Annotated in this window: 16 protein-coding genes; 13 read left to right on the forward strand and 3 right to left on the reverse strand. The window is 41.7% G+C overall.

Annotation, left to right across the window (positions count from 1 at the left end):
* Positions 1-42: 42 nt before the first annotated feature.
* Genes ftsB through rpoS form a run of 9 tightly spaced genes read left to right on the forward strand, consistent with a single transcriptional unit; the run spans position 43 to position 6,443 of the window.
* Complete coding sequence (ftsB, locus tag KAN5_RS00330) at positions 43-333, forward strand: cell division protein FtsB (RefSeq protein WP_016708504.1); 291 nt, start codon at positions 43-45, stop codon at positions 331-333.
* Entirely contained in the window at positions 323-1,024 is a 702-nt protein-coding gene (ispD, locus tag KAN5_RS00335) for a 2-C-methyl-D-erythritol 4-phosphate cytidylyltransferase (RefSeq protein ID WP_016708505.1), read from the forward strand. The genes ftsB and ispD overlap by 11 nt, the downstream gene beginning before the upstream one ends.
* A complete protein-coding gene (gene ispF, locus KAN5_RS00340) occupies positions 1,021-1,518 on the forward strand; it encodes a 2-C-methyl-D-erythritol 2,4-cyclodiphosphate synthase (RefSeq protein WP_016708506.1) in 498 nt (165 codons plus the stop codon). Before ispD ends, ispF begins: the two co-directional genes overlap by 4 nt.
* On the forward strand, positions 1,515-2,564 hold the full coding sequence (locus KAN5_RS00345) for a tRNA pseudouridine(13) synthase TruD (protein WP_016708507.1): 1,050 nt from the start codon (positions 1,515-1,517) through the stop codon (positions 2,562-2,564). The genes ispF and KAN5_RS00345 overlap by 4 nt, the downstream gene beginning before the upstream one ends.
* A complete protein-coding gene (gene surE / locus KAN5_RS00350; protein ID WP_016708508.1) occupies positions 2,545-3,309 on the forward strand; it encodes a 5'/3'-nucleotidase SurE in 765 nt (254 codons plus the stop codon). The genes KAN5_RS00345 and surE overlap by 20 nt, the downstream gene beginning before the upstream one ends.
* Positions 3,299-3,937 (forward strand): protein-L-isoaspartate(D-aspartate) O-methyltransferase, encoded by a 639-nt coding sequence (locus tag KAN5_RS00355; protein ID WP_029216121.1) that lies wholly within the window; start codon positions 3,299-3,301, stop codon positions 3,935-3,937. The genes surE and KAN5_RS00355 overlap by 11 nt, the downstream gene beginning before the upstream one ends.
* A 9-nt stretch (positions 3,938-3,946) precedes the next feature.
* A complete protein-coding gene (locus KAN5_RS00360) occupies positions 3,947-4,525 on the forward strand; it encodes a YqaA family protein (RefSeq protein ID WP_016708510.1) in 579 nt (192 codons plus the stop codon).
* Positions 4,526-4,566: 41 nt separating this feature from the next.
* Complete coding sequence (locus tag KAN5_RS00365; RefSeq protein ID WP_244390190.1) at positions 4,567-5,391, forward strand: peptidoglycan DD-metalloendopeptidase family protein; 825 nt, start codon at positions 4,567-4,569, stop codon at positions 5,389-5,391.
* Between the two features lie 56 nt (positions 5,392-5,447).
* Positions 5,448-6,443 (forward strand): RNA polymerase sigma factor RpoS, encoded by a 996-nt coding sequence (rpoS, locus tag KAN5_RS00370; RefSeq protein WP_138555232.1) that lies wholly within the window; start codon positions 5,448-5,450, stop codon positions 6,441-6,443.
* Positions 6,444-6,540: 97 nt separating this feature from the next.
* Here the strand turns inward: rpoS and mutS are convergent, their stop codons facing one another.
* Entirely contained in the window at positions 6,541-9,111 is a 2,571-nt protein-coding gene (gene mutS, locus KAN5_RS00375) for a DNA mismatch repair protein MutS (protein WP_244390191.1), read from the reverse strand.
* A gap of 21 nt (positions 9,112-9,132) precedes the next feature.
* Between mutS and KAN5_RS00380 the strand changes: the two genes are divergently transcribed.
* Positions 9,133-9,621: a CinA family protein gene (locus KAN5_RS00380; protein ID WP_016708514.1), complete on the forward strand. Its 489-nt coding sequence runs from the start codon at positions 9,133-9,135 to the stop codon at positions 9,619-9,621.
* Positions 9,622-9,689: 68 nt separating this feature from the next.
* Positions 9,690-10,736 carry a recombinase RecA gene (gene recA, locus KAN5_RS00385; RefSeq protein WP_016708515.1) on the forward strand — a complete coding sequence of 349 codons (1,047 nt, stop codon included), beginning with the start codon at positions 9,690-9,692 and terminating at the stop codon, positions 10,734-10,736.
* A gap of 400 nt (positions 10,737-11,136) precedes the next feature.
* Here recA and KAN5_RS00390 read toward each other — a convergent pair whose 3' ends face one another.
* On the reverse strand, positions 11,137-12,303 hold the full coding sequence (locus KAN5_RS00390; RefSeq protein WP_138554978.1) for a DcaP family trimeric outer membrane transporter: 1,167 nt from the start codon (positions 12,301-12,303) through the stop codon (positions 11,137-11,139).
* Between the two features lie 304 nt (positions 12,304-12,607).
* Between KAN5_RS00390 and acs the strand changes: the two genes are divergently transcribed.
* Together acs and KAN5_RS00400 are read left to right on the forward strand one after the other, a co-directional pair.
* Complete coding sequence (gene acs / locus KAN5_RS00395) at positions 12,608-14,548, forward strand: acetate--CoA ligase (protein ID WP_016708518.1); 1,941 nt, start codon at positions 12,608-12,610, stop codon at positions 14,546-14,548.
* A gap of 97 nt (positions 14,549-14,645) precedes the next feature.
* On the forward strand, positions 14,646-15,296 hold the full coding sequence (locus KAN5_RS00400) for a response regulator transcription factor (protein ID WP_016708519.1): 651 nt from the start codon (positions 14,646-14,648) through the stop codon (positions 15,294-15,296).
* Between the two features lie 76 nt (positions 15,297-15,372).
* On the opposite strand, the gene purU is transcribed toward KAN5_RS00400, so the two are convergent.
* Positions 15,373-16,203 (reverse strand): formyltetrahydrofolate deformylase, encoded by an 831-nt coding sequence (gene purU, locus KAN5_RS00405; RefSeq protein ID WP_016708520.1) that lies wholly within the window; start codon positions 16,201-16,203, stop codon positions 15,373-15,375.
* Positions 16,204-16,234 lie beyond the last annotated feature (31 nt).

Here is a 16,234-nt window from a genome sequence, read left to right on the forward strand (position 1 = left end):
ATTATAAATTTGTACTGGTAGAGTAAAATCAAGGAGTGTTTAATGCGACTGTTTCAACTTGCGCTACTGTGTTTAGCGTTATTTGTACAATACCGGTTATGGTTTGGCCACAATGGGGTACAAGATTATAGTCGTTTAAAAGCGGCGGTTACTTCCCATCAAGATACTAATGCCCAGCTGATAAAACGTAATAAAGTGCTTAAAGCAGATATCGAAGATTTAAAATTAGGTCAAGAAGGGGTGGAGGAGCGCGCTCGCAATGAATTGGGGATGATCAAACCTGGCGAAACATTTATCCGTGTTTTACCTGGACAGCAACTAAATGAAAACTAATTATACTCTTGCCATTATAGTCCCAGCCGCCGGTGTGGGAAGTCGTATGCAACATTCTGCGCCTAAGCAATATATACGTTTAGCAGGCAAAACTATTCTTGAGCATACACTGGCTAAATTAGCACAATTGAAACAAGCGAGTAGTATTGTCGTAGCGGTGAGTGATGATGATCCGTACTTTGATTCTCTTGGGCTTATTGATCCCCGTATTATACGTGTAAGCGGCGGCAAAGAGCGCGCCGACTCAGTGCTTAACGGTTTATTAGCGTTAGCTGCTAACCCACCTGATTGGGTGTTAGTGCATGATGCGGCAAGACCCTTGGTTATGCTTACTGATATTGAGCGCTTACTAACTGAGTGTATAAATGCCGATGAAGGTGGCATTTTAGCCAGTAAAGTGAAAGACACTATTAAACGTGGTGGCACACACAGTAAGCAAACCGTACCTCGTGATGATTTATGGCAGGCGTTGACTCCGCAATTATTTAAGTATCATGATTTAATGCAGGCCCTACAAAGTGCGCTTGCCCAGCAAGTGACGATCACCGATGAAGCATCCGCAATCGAATGGGCAAATAAGCCTGTAAAGCTCGTTGCGGGACGCAGTGATAATATCAAAATAACTACCCCAGAAGATTTAGATTTAGCCAACTTTTTACTCCAAAAACAACACAGTGAGAATACACCATGATTAGAATTGGCCACGGCTTTGATGTTCATAAATTTGGTGGCGAAGGCCCGTTAACCATTTGTGGTGAAAAAATTGCTTATCCACAAGGTTTTTTAGCCCACTCCGATGGTGATGTGGCTATTCATGCGTTATGTGATGCTATTTTAGGGGCGTTGGCAATGGGCGATATCGGCAAACATTTTCCAGATACAGCCAGTGAGTATGAAAATATCGACAGCCGTATTTTATTGCGTCATGTTGTTGATTTAGCCAAACAGCAAGGTTATACGCTGGGCAATGCTGATGTGACGATTGTGGCACAAGCGCCTAAAATGCTGCCACACATTCAAGCGATGCGTGCTAACTTGGCGGCTGATTTGAATGCAGAAATTAGCCAAGTAAACGTAAAAGCCACCACCACTGAAAAACTGGGTTTTGAAGGCCGTAAAGAAGGTATATCAAGTCATGCCGTGGTGATTATGAGTAAAAGTTTACTAAGTAATCAATCACTATGAGTGAGTTAAATTACTTATATGGTGCGCCATTATCTAAGGCCGACTTTAAAACCACAGCGGAAGACTTTATGGTCGATGAAGACTTAGGTATAGAGTTTACTGGTAGTGGGGAACATGTATGTTTACAAGTGGTAAAAAAGGGCGAAAACACCCAGTACGTTGCTAAATTACTTGCCCAAAAAGCCGGGATTTCACCACGAGATGTAAGTTACGCAGGAATGAAAGATCGTCATGGTGTCTGTAGCCAATGGTTTAGTGTGCCAGTGCCGATTAAAAAAGACATTGATTTTACCGAATTAAATAGTGATTCCGTATTTATTATTGCCCAGCAGCGTCATAACCGTAAATTACGTACGGGCTGTCACAAAGGTAATAAATTTACTATTACGCTTAGAAATGTCACACAGCCGTTAGATATCCTTTGTAGAATTAATGCTGTACGTGCAGGTGTACCTAATTATTTTGGTGAGCAACGTTTTGGTCACGATGGTCATAATCTTGAAATGGCCAAGCGAATGTTTGCTGGTGAGCGTATTCGCGATAAAAAGTTACGCGGTTTAATTATCTCTGCGGCACGCTCTTATGTATTTAATCAAATTGTGAATTTGCGCGTTGCTGAGCATGGTTTAGCTAAAACTATGCACCGTGAAGTATTTATGCTCAGTGGTAGTAATGCATTTTTTGAGGATGCAATTAGCGATGAGAATATCGCACGGCTTGCCTCTGGCGATATTATGATGTCTGCACCTTTGGTTGGTAAAAGTGAAAAAGGCCTCACTGAGCAAGAAAAAATATGGTTGGAACCTTATAAACAATGGTGTGAAGGACTTGGTGAGCTAGGGCTTAAAAACGAGCGGAGAATGCTGCGTTTGATACCACAAGATTTAACCGTTACAACGATTGATGACACCACCATTAAATTAAGCTTTGCTTTACCTAAAGGTACTTTTGCCACGGCGCTGTTACGTGAGCTGGTGGATTACACCGATGCAAGTCCCCGTGTTTATAAAGAAAAGGACGCTGAAAATGAAAATATTGTTAAGTAATGATGATGGCGTAAATGCAAAAGGGATTGCGGTGTTATACCAAGCATTAACGCAAATTGCTGATGTTACTTTGGTTGCACCTGACCGCAATTGTAGTGGTGCGAGCAATTCTCTGACGCTTATGAATCCACTGCGAGCAACCACACTTGATAATGGATTTATTTCTGTCAATGGCACGCCAACTGATTGTGTGCATTTAGGAGTGAATGAGTTACTTAATGAAAAGCCTGATTTAGTGGTGGCGGGAATCAATCATGGCGCAAATTTAGGTGACGATACGTTATATTCAGGCACTGTTGCCGCAGCAACAGAAGGTCGTCATTTAGGCCTACCAGCCGTGGCTGTATCGTTATGCTCTAAAGAAGGGGAACACTTTGAAACGGCTGCGGCAGTGACAGTCAGTATTATTAAAGAGCTGACTTCACATCCATTACCGAAAGATCAAATTATTAATATCAATGTACCAGACATTCCGCTAGCAGAGCTTAAAGGCGTGCAAGTTACCCGATTAGGGGCTCGCCACAAAGCCGAAACCATGACAAAACAACAAGATCCTTGGGGGCGTGATATTTATTGGTATGGTGTTTTGGGCGCTGAAAGTGATGCTGGTGAGGGCACTGATTTTTTCGCAATTAATAATGGTTATGCCTCAGTAACCCCATTAAGTGTCGATATGACTGCTAAAGACAGCTTAGCTGCGGTAAGTGATTGGCTGAAAACAATGGAGATCAATGGTGCTGGCTAATTATACTCGCAGTGCGCGCGCGCTGGCCGAATTATTACAGCGTGAAGGAGTTGAAGATAGTGTGGTACTTAGTGCCATTGCTGACATTCCTCGGCATTTGTTTATTGATGATGTGCTTAAACACAAAGCCTACCAAAATACGGCATTACCAATAGGCCAAGGTCAAACAATTTCGCAGCCTTATATCGTTGCGAGGATGACGGAGCTGCTGCGTTTAGCGGGAGTACGTGAAAAAGTACTCGAAATTGGTACTGGTTCTGGTTATCAAACGGCGATACTGGCTAAAACCTTTACAAAAGTATTTTCGGTGGAACGAATTAAAGCGTTACAATGGCAAGCTAAGCGCCGTTTACATAATCTAGATCTTTATAATGTGTCTATGAAGCACGGCGATGGCTGGCAAGGTTGGCAATCGCAAGCCCCATTTGATGGCATTATTGTCACTGCTGCTGCATCGCAGGTACCGCAAGCATTACTTGAGCAACTCAGTGATGGCGGGGTGATGATTGCACCAATAGGAAATGAAGAACAACAACTGGTTATGGTTGTGCGCGAAGGCGAAAAATTTACTCAACATGTTATTGCGCCAGTTAGGTTTGTACCTTTGGTTCCTGGCGATATTGAATAGGAAGTCACTTTGAAATTGTTTACCAAGTTGTATGATATGGCATTAGTGTGGGCGAAACATCGCCACGCAGAGCGTTATTTAGCAGGGATGAGTTTTGCTGAATCAGTTATTTTTCCTATTCCACCGGATGTTATGCTTGCGCCTATGTCGCTTGCACAACCGAGTAAAGCATGGCGTTACGCTACCTTTGCTACGGTTGCGTCAGTACTTGGTGGGGTATTTGGTTATTTATTAGGGTTTTGGTTATTTGAGCCTGTTGTCGAGCCTTTGATTGCGCAAATGGGTTGGCAGGAAAAGTTTAATACTGCCCTAAGTTGGTTTAAAGATTATGGTGTGTGGGTGGTGTTTTTAGCTGGCTTCTCACCAATACCTTATAAGGTATTTACTATTGGTGCGGGGCTTTTACAAATGGCCTTCCTACCTTTTCTATTAGCTTCAGCGGTTGGGCGTGGCGCACGATTCTTTTTAGTCTCAGCACTAATGAAGTGGGGAGGAGTAAAAATGGAGCAAAAATTACGTCAATATGTAGAAGCACTTGGCTGGGGATTAGTGATTTTAGTGGTGGTAGCGTACTTTTTACTACGTTAAGCGTTAAAAACCACAATTATTAATACAAGGAGCAAAACACTATGAATAGCCGGTACATTTTCTATGTTACTTTATTTACAAGTGTTTTGCTCAGTGCTTGCTCTTCTCGTCAAGCGCCAGCTCCAGTAAGTAGTTTAAATACTTCTGTTAAGCCTTATACCAGTAAAGTGAACATCAATGGCGATCGTTATGTTGTAAAAAAAGGCGATACACTTTACTCAATCGCTTTCAGCGCCCAACAAGATTTTCGCATGTTGGCAAAAAACAATGATATTCCAGCTCCTTACATGATCCATCCAGGTCAAGTTATTTCGTTTAAAAAACCATCAGTAAAAACGAAAAAGCAGAAAAAATATACGAATTCGAGTAAAAAGTCTACAAAAGAAATACAAAAAAATAACAAAAAATTAAAAAAAGAGCTTGATCAGCCAAAACAACGAGAGTATGTTCAAAAACAAGCCAGTAAAAAAGTTAGTAATACCAACAGTTTGGTTTCAGGAAAGGTACATTGGTCCTGGCCTGCTAAAGGGACTGTAACACAGCGGTTTTCAACTAAAGAAAATGGCTACAAAGGGTTACAGATTACTAATAAAAAAGGTGTGGCTGTGGTTGCTGCCGCACAAGGAACAGTCGTATACGCGGGAAATGCACTTAGAGGGTACGGTAATTTAATCATTTTGAAACATAATGATGATTATCTTAGTGCTTATGCACATAACTCTAAGTTATTAGTGAAAGAAAAACAGGATGTGAAAGCTGGGCAAAAAATCGCAGAGATTGGCAGTTCAGATTCTGACGTGACGGCATTACGTTTTGAGATCCGTTATCGAGGACAGGCTGTTAATCCCGAAAAGTATTTGCCTTAGCTATCGGGTATTGATCATAGTGATATAAGATCACTTATTTGCTTGAGGGTACGCTCATGGGTAACACAGCAAAAATAGAGAAAACGAAAGACGCGGTTGATGATAAATTTGATGATATAGTGGTAGACGATGCTGCTTCTGAATTATTAGATGACGTCGATAAAGATGATGATAAAGATGATGAAATATTTGCTAAAGAGGAAATAACTAAAAATTTAGATGCGACTCAACTCTATTTAGGTGAGATTGGTTTTTCACCATTATTGAGCGCTGAAGAAGAAGTGTTTTTTGCCCGCAAAGCGTTGAAAGGCTGTGAAGCCTCCCGCAAACGCATGATTGAAAGTAACCTACGTTTAGTTGTAAAAATTGCCCGCCGTTATAATAATCGAGGCTTAGCGCTACTGGATTTAATTGAAGAAGGTAACCTAGGTTTAATCCGCGCTGTTGAAAAATTTGACCCTGAGCGTGGTTTTAGATTTTCTACCTATGCTACTTGGTGGATCCGTCAAACCATTGAACGTGCCATCATGAATCAAACTCGCACCATTCGTTTACCAATCCATGTTGTAAAAGAATTGAATGTTTATTTACGTACTGCTCGTGAGTTAACTCAAAAGCTTGATCATGAACCGACTGCCGAAGAAATTGCCGCCTCTTTAGATAAGCCCGTTGAAGACGTAACTAAAATGCTGCGTTTAAATGAGAAAATTACTTCTGTAGATACGCCAATTGGCGGCGAAAATGATAAAGCACTACTTGATATTATTGCCGATGAAAAAGGCTTTGGCCCAGAAGGCGAAGTACAAAACAATGATATTAATAAGCATATTGTTGATTGGTTAGGTGAGTTAAACCCTAAACAACGTGAAGTGCTTGCGCGTCGCTTTGGCTTATTAGGCTATGAGCCGTCAACGCTTGAAGATGTTGGCCGTGAGATTGGTTTAACACGTGAGCGAGTAAGACAAATTCAAGTTGAAGCGCTGCGTCGTTTAAAAGATATTTTACAGCATGAAGGATTAAGTACTGATAGCTTATTTGATCAGTTCTCATAACGACTAGCACAGTAATAGACAAAAAACACACACAGAAAATAGTTATTAAAAAGCTGAAGAGCAAAACTCTTCAGCTTTTTTTGTGGTTTTTCTTATCTTAAAGTAAGGCTTTTAATTTATAAAGTAGCGCGTGAGCTTGGCGCGGGCTTAAGTCATCAACATCAATTTCAGCAAGCTGGGTTTCTACTTGCGACGGCTCAGCTTCGAATAATGAAGGTTGCACGGCATTGATGTCTGCGGTGACTGGCTGATGATTTTCGAGCATTTTAAGCTTTTGTTTTGCTTGTTTTATAACTGCTTTTGGCACGCCAGCCAGAGCCGCTACTTGTAGGCCAAAACTTTTACTTGCAGCGCCATCAAGCACGGTATGCATAAAAGCAATGGTGTCGTTATGCTCTATGGCATCTAGATGAACATTGACCAGTCCAGCTTGTTGCTCGGCAAGTTCTGTCAGTTCAAAATAGTGCGTTGCAAACAATGTTTTAGCTGATATTTTTGACGCTAAATGATCAGCTGTCGCATAGGCGAGAGACAGACCATCGTAAGTACTGGTGCCACGGCCTATTTCATCCATTAATACCAGCGATTGCGCCGTGGCATTATTTAAAATGGTGGCTGTTTCTGTCATTTCGACCATAAAGGTTGAGCGCCCTGATGCTAAATCATCACTGGCACCAATACGTGTAAATATGCGGTCAATATTACCTATTTTAGCGCTGTCTGCGCTCACGTAACTACCAATGTGAGCCATGAGCACAATGAGAGCCGTTTGACGCATATAAGTTGATTTACCGCCCATATTTGGCCCTGTGATAATCAACATTTTGCGTTGTGCATTAAGTTCTACAGGGTTGGCTATAAATGGGTCTTTCATGACTTGCTCAACAACTGGGTGGCGCCCCTGTTTGATGCTGATATCGTCACTATCACAAAGTTCTGGTTTGGCGTAATTAAGTGCAATAGCGCGCTCAGCTAAGTTATTCAGCACATCTAAATCAGCCAGTGCGGCAGCCATAATTTGTAGCTGCTCAATGTGCGGCGCTATAAACTCAAACAATTGTTCGTACAGCTGCTTTTCAAGTGCGAGTGCTTTTGATTGGCTGCCTAATACTTTGTCTTCATGTTCTTTAAGCTCTGGAATTATATAGCGTTCATTATTTTTAAGTGTTTGCCTGCGAATATAATCTGCCGGTACTAAGTGTGCATTGGCACGGCTAACTTCAATAAAGAAGCCATGTACACGGTTATAGCCAATTTTGAGCGTGCTGATACCAGTACGTTCGCGTTCACGCTGTTCAAGCTGCTCGAGTATATCAGTTGCACCTTGGCTTAATGATCGCCACTCATCGAGTTCATTATTGTATCCAGGGGCGATTACGCCGCCATCACGAATTAATACCGGTGGGTTTTCAATGACGGCTTGTTCGAGTAATTGTTGTAACTCAGGTAATTCTGGTGATTGCGCGATAATTTGGCTAATACGTGGATCGCTAGCATCGGCTAATAATTGGTGTAATGGTGCAAGGGCTTGTAGTGCACTGCGCAGGCGGGTTAAGTCACGCGGGCGGGCGGTCCACAAGGCTAAGCGAGCAATAACGCGCTCGATATCGCCTATTTGTTTGAGCGACTCATGTAGCTCGCCACACAGTTGTACATCAATAATGGCACTAATGGCATTAAGGCGCGCATTTAGCTCAGGCTTGGATCGTATTGGAGTATGAATACGGCGCTTTAATAGCCGCGATCCCATTGCCGTTGCTGTTTTATCAAGTATTTGTGCTAGGGTGTTTTCAAATCCGCCGGATAGATTGACGGTCAGCTCTAAGTTTTTACGTGTGGCGGCATCTAAAATAACCGCATGTTCATTATGCTCTAAAGTGATGGCACGAATATGTGGTAAAGCAATGCGTTGGGTATCTTTGACATATTGCATTAAGCAACCAGCTGCAACCAATGCGGTTTTTGCTTTATCAACGCCAAAACCGATTAAATCTTTAGTGCCAAATTGCTCACATAACAAATGCTGGGCTGTGTCTAAATCAAACTCCCACTCAGGGCGTCGACGAATACCTTTAATATGTTCAATTAAATGAAAGTTAGTAAAGTCTTCACTATAAAGTAGTTCGGCTGGTGCTAAGCGTTGTAAAGTAGAACTAAACGCTTCCTCAGTATGTACTTCAACAATATTAAAACGACCTGAGTTAATGTCTAAGTAAGCGATGCCATACACGCCTTTTTTACTTTGCCAAACACTGGTTAGTAAATTGTCTTGGCGTTCTTGTAATAATGCTTCATCAGAAATTGTGCCTGGGGTGACAATGCGTACCACCTTACGCTCAACGGGGCCTTTGCTCGTTGCAGGGTCGCCTATTTGCTCACATATTGCGACTGATTCACCCATTTGTACCAAGCGGGCTAAATAGTTTTCTACGGCGTGATAGGGTACGCCGGCCATTGGAATAGGATCTCCGCCAGCTTTACCGCGGTGCGTTTGCGAAATATCGAGCAGTTGCGCTGCGCGCTTAGCATCATCAAAAAATAGCTCATAAAAGTCGCCCATGCGATAAAACAGTAGAATATCACGATGCTCCGATTTTATTTTTAGATACTGCTGCATCATTGGCGTTTGTTGATTTATAGTGTGTGGTGCATAAAGATCGAACGACATGTATTTACCCAAAGGCTGAATATGGAATTACATCAAGAGATTAAAACACTTGCTGCGCAATTAGGCGCTATTTTAACGGATAAACGCTTGTGGATCACTAGTGCTGAATCATGTACTGGTGGAGGAGTAAGTTATGCATTAACAGATACCCCAGGCAGCTCAACTTATATAGATCGCGCATTTGTCACTTATAGTAATCAAGCCAAGCAAGATTTACTAGGTGTCGATGAGCAAACCTTAGCTTTATATGGGGCTGTGAGCGAGCAAACAGTTTTGCAAATGGCTGCGGGTGCCTGTAAAGCGGCTGGAGCTGATATTTCCGTTGCAGTATCGGGTGTGGCAGGTCCAGGCGGCGGCAGTAAAGAAAAACCCGTCGGGTTAGTGTGGTTTTGTATTCAGATTGGCGATAAACAGTATCCGAGCCAACAGATATTTGCAGGTGATAGAGCACAAGTTAGATTGCAAGCTATTGTTTATTCTTTAAAAACTGTTATTGAAAAGATAAATTGATAAAATTAACTTGATACTGTGATTTCATACAGTATACTTGTCTGCATTAGCCGGATTTGGAGAGTAAAATGAACGATAACAAACAAAAAGCGTTGGACGCTGCTTTATCTCAAATTGAACGTCAATTTGGTAAAGGCTCAATTATGAAATTGGGTGACAACAAAGCATTAGATATTGATGCTATATCAACAGGCTCTCTGGGCATTGATATCGCATTAGGCATAGGTGGTTTACCTATGGGTCGTATTGTTGAGGTATATGGTCCTGAATCATCAGGTAAAACTACGCTAACATTACAAGTTATCGCAGAAGCACAAAAAGAAGGCAAAACCTGTGCATTCGTCGATGCTGAGCACGCACTTGATCCAATTTACGCACAAAAATTAGGTGTAAATATTGATGATCTACTAGTGTCGCAACCAGATACCGGTGAGCAAGCACTTGAAATTTGTGACATGTTAGTACGTTCAAGCGCTGTTGATGTAGTTATTGTCGACTCTGTTGCAGCACTTACACCAAAAGCGGAAATTGAAGGCGACATGGGTGATTCACACATGGGCTTACAAGCACGCTTAATGTCGCAAGCATTGCGTAAGCTAACCGGTAACATCAAACGCTCTAACACTTTATGTATTTTCATTAACCAAATCCGTATGAAAATTGGTGTTATGTTTGGTAACCCAGAAACCACAACGGGTGGTAATGCTCTTAAATTCTACGCCTCAGTACGTTTAGATATTCGCCGTATTGGTTCTGTGAAAGAGGGCGATGAAGTCGTGGGTAATGAGACCCGCGTTAAAGTGGTAAAAAATAAAGTTGCACCACCATTTAAACAAGCTGAATTTATCATTATGTACGGCGAAGGTATCTCTAAACATGGTGAACTAATTGATTTAGGTGTTAAGCATAAGCTAGTTGAAAAAGCCGGTGCTTGGTACAGTTATAATGGTAGTAAAGTTGGTCAAGGTAAATCAAATTCAATTAAGTTTTTGAAAGAAAACCCTGAGATCTCTGATGAAATTGAAGGCAAGTTACGTGACATGCTGTTACTAAAAGCGACCATTAAGCCAGATGATAATGAAGATGTTTTATTAGCGGATGGTGCTGAGCTTTAACTACATGAAATAAGCCCGCTTTGACCCGAGCTTAATTGTCAAAAAGCCACTAAATGTATGTTTAGTGGCTTTTTTGTGTATTTTTGTTACCAATAGCCAATCTACAGAGGCCGCTAATACCAATCGTGTTAAGTTATTGACCATTTATAGCGACAGATAAATGGAGTGATAACAAGGCATAAATTTTGATATGTAGTTGTTCTACATGAAAAATTTATAACGCAGTTAGCGCTTTATTTAGCCCGCTAGAATGGTTAAATATTTAAGTCGATTGGTATAAGTTGCTCAGTGAGTCGTAATCGTTATGTTTGTAGCTTAAGTGGAGAACATCAGATAAAGGCTGCGGAGCAAAAAAAAGCGGCCTAGGCCGCTTAAGGAAGTAATAAAATGTGCTATTCGTTTAGAATGCGTATTTTACAGAGAACTGTAAGCGATCCATATCGCCATCATTTCCGCTTTCTACTTCACGCTCAGCGTGTTTCAGCTCTGCACCAAAGGTAAGCTTTTTAACCGGGGAGTAAAGAATGTTAGCACTGTAGCTTTGGCTTGATTTTGTTGGGTCGCCGGTAATGGCCAATAAGTCGGTGTTGTTATCCGCTGAAAAGAATGAATAAACAAATGTTGAACGCCACTGGCTATTCCAATTTTGTTGGTATGCAATAAAGCCTGATGTCGAATCAATTGCATCAAGTTCATCACCATTTAATACAGCACCGTGAGCAACGTTAACACCAATATAACGACCTAGTCCTTTACCTTGAGTAAGCATAAATTTGAGGTTGTTTTCACCGAAGTTAACTTTACCTGACGCACTGATACCAAATGAAGTTTCATCGGCATCTAAACCATTTTGTTTATAAGTAAGTTGGCGTGCAAGGCCTGCAACAACAAATTCACCCCAATCAGCTTTCATCCCATATCGTGCGGTAAAATCAGGGAGTGTTGAGTCATCTATCGTTGCTCGTGCACCACCTTGAGTGGTGATAGTGCTTTCTGGATTCTCTAATGAGAAAGACCAGTTACCAGTGCTATAGCGCACTTGTGCTTGACGAACGAACACGGTGCCCTCAGCAGGACCAATGAAATCTAAAGTTTCTGGTAATGCACCCACATTTTGGAAGTTTGACCAAGCTTGACCAAATAACCACCCATCATAAGTAATAAATGCTTGGCGAATACGCGGTGCGTATGAATTACTTACACGCTCATCACCACCAGGGGCTGATGCAATGAAGTCGACTTCAATTTTGGTTTTTACTTCTTTTCCATCGTCTAGTTTAGTTGCAGTGCCTAAGAAAAAGCGTGATTGACGGGCATGCATATCAAATACCGGATCACTATCAACATCGACACCTACAGGTGTTGTGCTAGGAATATAAAAATCACGACCTATACTACCACCTGCGGGCACTCCGTCAGAGTAGTCACTCCACATTGCATCGAGCTTTACATAACCGCCATAAGTAACATCAGTTCCACCGATAGTTGCGGCTTGAGCTGTTGCTGTTAGTGCGCACAATACGGCAGTTGCGGTAAGTGTCTTTAGTAGTGTTGCTTTAGTTGTCATAGTCAAAATCCTATTCTGGGCTACTTGTTGCATTATTGTAATTATGTTGTGATACCACTTTTGATTAAGTATGATTTTTACTCAATTACCTATTGGTCTATTAGACTAAGGTGGCAAGTTATCTTGTAACGTAACTTCATCATTAACACCTTGTATTAATAGTGCAAAATATTAATATTTGAAAGTATGTATGGGTACATAGAAATAAATCAAAGATAATACAACTAAGGTCTAATACTTTCACTCGCTATGCTGAGTGATCCTTGGGGGAGGCCTTAGGCAAGTAATTAAAATGGAGACGAGTATGTCACAAAGTATCTATCCAGTTCCTGCACATATCAAGAATGCAGCCTTAGTTGATAACGATAAATATAATACACTTTACAAGCAATCTATTGATGACCCAGAAGGTTTTTGGCGCGAACACGGTAAACGTCTCGATTGGTCAACACCTTATACCAAAGTGAAAAACACCTCTTTTGATAAAGGTCATATTGATATTCGTTGGTATGAAGATGGGGAACTTAATGCGTCATACAATTGTATTGACCGTCACCTTGCTACCAAAGCTGATAAAACGGCACTGATCTGGGAGGGAGATGACCCTTCACAAAGCGAACATATTTCTTACCAGCAATTACATGACGAAGTGGCTAAATTTGCCAATGGTTTGAAAAAACTCGGTGTAAAAAAAGGCGATCGTATTGCTATTTACATGCCTATGTCACCGCAAGCTGTTTATGCTATGCAAGCATGTGCACGTTTAGGGGCGATTCATTCTGTGGTATTTGGTGGTTTTTCACCATCAGCAATTGCTGACCGCATTAAAGATTCTGGCGCTAAAATTGTTATTACTTCTGACGAAGGCCGTCGTGCAGGTAATACAGTGCCACTAAAAGCCAATGTTGATGAAGCGGTTGCGCAAGAGTCAGTAACAACGATAGAACACGTTGTTGTTCATCAGTTAACAGGTGGCGACGTACAGTGGCATGAGCATGATGTGTGGTGGCATGATTTAGTCGCTGATCAAGCTGCTGAATGTGCACCAGAGCCGATGAATGCAGAAGATCCACTGTTTATTCTTTATACGTCAGGCTCAACGGGTCAGCCTAAAGGTGTTGTACATACCACGGGTGGTTACTTAGTTTACGCATCTATGACTCATGAATATGTATTTGATCTAAAAGAAGATGATATTTTTTGGTGTAGTGCCGATGTAGGCTGGATCACAGGCCACAGCTATATTGCATACGGCCCGTTAGTAAACGGTTGTACACAAGTATTATTCGAAGGTGTACCAACCTACCCAACCGCAGGGCGTATGGGTGAAGTAGTTGATAAACATAAAGTGACTATTTTATACACTGCACCTACTGCAATTCGCGCATTGATGGCTAAAGGCGATGAGCCAACGGCAACATCACACCGTGATAGCTTACGTGTACTTGGTTCAGTTGGTGAGCCAATTAACCCTGAAGCGTGGTCTTGGTATTACGAGAATATTGGTAAGAGCAATTGCCCAATTGTTGATACCTGGTGGCAAACCGAGACTGGTGGCATTATGATCACACCATTACCAGGTGCGACTGATATGAAACCAGGCTCAGCAACACGTCCATTCTTTGGTATTGCGCCTGCACTTTATGATGCAGAAGGTAATACACTTGAAGGCGCAATTGACGGCAATTTAGTCATTCTTGATAGTTGGCCATCACAAGCACGTACAGTTTACGGCGATCATGAACGTTTTGAACAAACTTACTTCTCAGCATACCCTGGTGTTTATTTTACAGGGGATGGTTGTCGTCGCGATGAAGATGGTTACTACTGGATCACAGGCCGAGTTGATGACGTACTTAACGTATCTGGTCACCGTCTGGGCACAGCTGAAATCGAAAGCGCATTGGTTGCTCATGAAGCAGTAGCTGAAGCCGCTGTGGTGGGTTACCCGCACGATATTAAAGGTCAGGGCATTTATGTATACCTTACGCCAAATGAAGGTGTAACGGTAAGTGATGAATTAACCAAAGAAGTACGTAATTGGGTGCGTAAAGAACTTAGCCCAATTGCATCGCCTGATATGATCCAATGGTCACCGGGTTTACCTAAGACGCGCTCTGGTAAAATTATGCGCCGTATTTTACGTAAAATCGCTGCAAATGAGCACGAGCAGTTAGGAGATACTTCGACACTTGCCGATCCAAGTGTGGTTGATGAATTAATTGAAAACCGATTAAATCGTTAAATATGCGTTAAAAACTTGATTAGAAGTTGATTCTAAACGTAGTATATCGGCTGTCAGCTATTAGATAGGTGGCAGCCGAATTCATTAGGAGTGAACCATGAGTCAGTTTTTAATAGCGGATGACCACCCGTTATTCCGTGAAGCACTAAAAGGGGCATTAACTGCAAAGTTTGACGATTTAGACGTTTTCGAGTCTGAAAACTTTGAAACGACACTGCAGGTGCTAAGCGAACAAGAAGATTTAGACATCTTACTACTAGACCTACATATGCCAGGTAGTGGCGACTTATACGGCTTAATTCGCATTCGCGAAGATTACCCAAGTTTACCCATTGCCGTAGTGTCGGGTAGTGAAGATATTAATATTGTTTCAAAGGTCATGAGTTACGGTGCGATGGGATTTATTCCTAAGTCGTCATCATCCGATGATATTGCTGGTGCAATTAATCAAATACTCGATGGTGATGTATGGCTACCTAGCGAACTAAAAGATAAAGTGGCGAGCATAACAAACGAAGATAAAGAAATTGCCGCTCAAGTTGCCTCACTTACCCCACAACAATACAAAGTACTCCAATATTTACATGAAGGCTTATTGAATAAGCAGATTGCCTACGAACTGCATATTTCAGAAGCAACAATCAAAGCACACATTACCGCAATATTCCGTAAACTTGGGGTGTATAACCGTACTCAAGCAGTGCTCATTGCAGCCAAGTTACAACTCGAACCGATTGAGCAAGCATAATAATTACAATGTAAGAGTGTTGAATAATAAAAATAAAGAGGCTATAGGCCTCTTCATTTTTACTCGCGAATAAAACCTAACTAAACACCACGGTACGGTTGCCATTAATAAATAGCTTATGCTCAGAGGCTAATTGTAGCGCTTTACAAAATACGGTTTTTTCAACGTCTTTACCCATTTTAGCCATCATCTCTGCAGTATTTGCATGATTCACATGTGTCACGTCTTGCATGATGATAGGCCCTTCATCGAGCTCATTATTAACAAAGTGCGCTGTTGCACCAATGATTTTTACACCACGTTCGAATGCTTGATGGTACGGTTTAGCGCCGATAAATGCCGGTAAAAATGAGTGATGGATATTAATGATTTTACCGTCAAAACGACCAACAAACTCAGGGCTTAAAATTCGCATATATTTAGCAAGGCCAATAACATCTGGGTTGTAGCTGGCAATTAAGTCACCCACTTGCAGGTCGTGTTCAGCGCGTGACAGTCCTTCATGGCTGACTACATGAAACGGTACATCAAAACCCTTCGCCAGCGGTGCAAGATCAGGGTAATTAGCGATCACAGCAAGTACTTCAATATTCAGTGCTTGCTCAAACTGCTTAAGTAATACGCCGCCCAAGCAATGCGCTTCTTTAGTTGCTAATAGCACTACTTTGGTTTTTTCGTCAGTGTGCAGCGCTAATTGCGCGCCATCAGGCAGCAAAGCATGTAATTGATTTAAAAAGTCCGGTGCTGGGACGCCAGTTAACTCAGTGCGCATAAAAAAGCGCTGTGCGTCTTTATCTACAAATTCATTATTGCGAGTAATATTTAAATTATGCTCGTGACAAAGTCCGGTGATCTTGGCTATTAAGCCTACATCATCGGCACATTGCGTAGTTAGTATTGTGTTCATGTTTCCTCATTCAAATCCCGTGAACCTAAGC

This window comes from Pseudoalteromonas sp. KAN5 (assembly GCF_022846535.1).
In the GTDB taxonomy this organism is placed as follows: Bacteria; Pseudomonadota; Gammaproteobacteria; order Enterobacterales; family Alteromonadaceae; genus Pseudoalteromonas; species Pseudoalteromonas haloplanktis.

Bases quoted from the DNA above. Each gene is read 5' to 3' on its own strand.
- rpoS (WP_138555232.1), top strand. From the start codon at position 5,448: ATGGGTAACACAGCAAAAATAGAGAAAACGAAAGACGCGGTTGATGAT.
- mutS (WP_244390191.1), bottom strand. From the start codon at position 9,111: ATGTCGTTCGATCTTTATGCACCACACACTATAAATCAACAAACGCCA.
- recA (WP_016708515.1), top strand. From the start codon at position 9,690: ATGAACGATAACAAACAAAAAGCGTTGGACGCTGCTTTATCTCAAATT.
- ispF (WP_016708506.1), top strand. From the start codon at position 1,021: ATGATTAGAATTGGCCACGGCTTTGATGTTCATAAATTTGGTGGCGAA.
- KAN5_RS00390 (WP_138554978.1), bottom strand. From the start codon at position 12,303: ATGACAACTAAAGCAACACTACTAAAGACACTTACCGCAACTGCCGTA.
- KAN5_RS00400 (WP_016708519.1), top strand. From the start codon at position 14,646: ATGAGTCAGTTTTTAATAGCGGATGACCACCCGTTATTCCGTGAAGCA.
- purU (WP_016708520.1), bottom strand. From the start codon at position 16,203: ATGAACACAATACTAACTACGCAATGTGCCGATGATGTAGGCTTAATA.
- KAN5_RS00380 (WP_016708514.1), top strand. From the start codon at position 9,133: ATGGAATTACATCAAGAGATTAAAACACTTGCTGCGCAATTAGGCGCT.
- KAN5_RS00345 (WP_016708507.1), top strand. From the start codon at position 1,515: ATGAGTGAGTTAAATTACTTATATGGTGCGCCATTATCTAAGGCCGAC.
- ftsB (WP_016708504.1), top strand. From the start codon at position 43: ATGCGACTGTTTCAACTTGCGCTACTGTGTTTAGCGTTATTTGTACAA.
- ispD (WP_016708505.1), top strand. From the start codon at position 323: ATGAAAACTAATTATACTCTTGCCATTATAGTCCCAGCCGCCGGTGTG.
- acs (WP_016708518.1), top strand. From the start codon at position 12,608: ATGTCACAAAGTATCTATCCAGTTCCTGCACATATCAAGAATGCAGCC.
- surE (WP_016708508.1), top strand. From the start codon at position 2,545: ATGAAAATATTGTTAAGTAATGATGATGGCGTAAATGCAAAAGGGATT.
- KAN5_RS00365 (WP_244390190.1), top strand. From the start codon at position 4,567: ATGAATAGCCGGTACATTTTCTATGTTACTTTATTTACAAGTGTTTTG.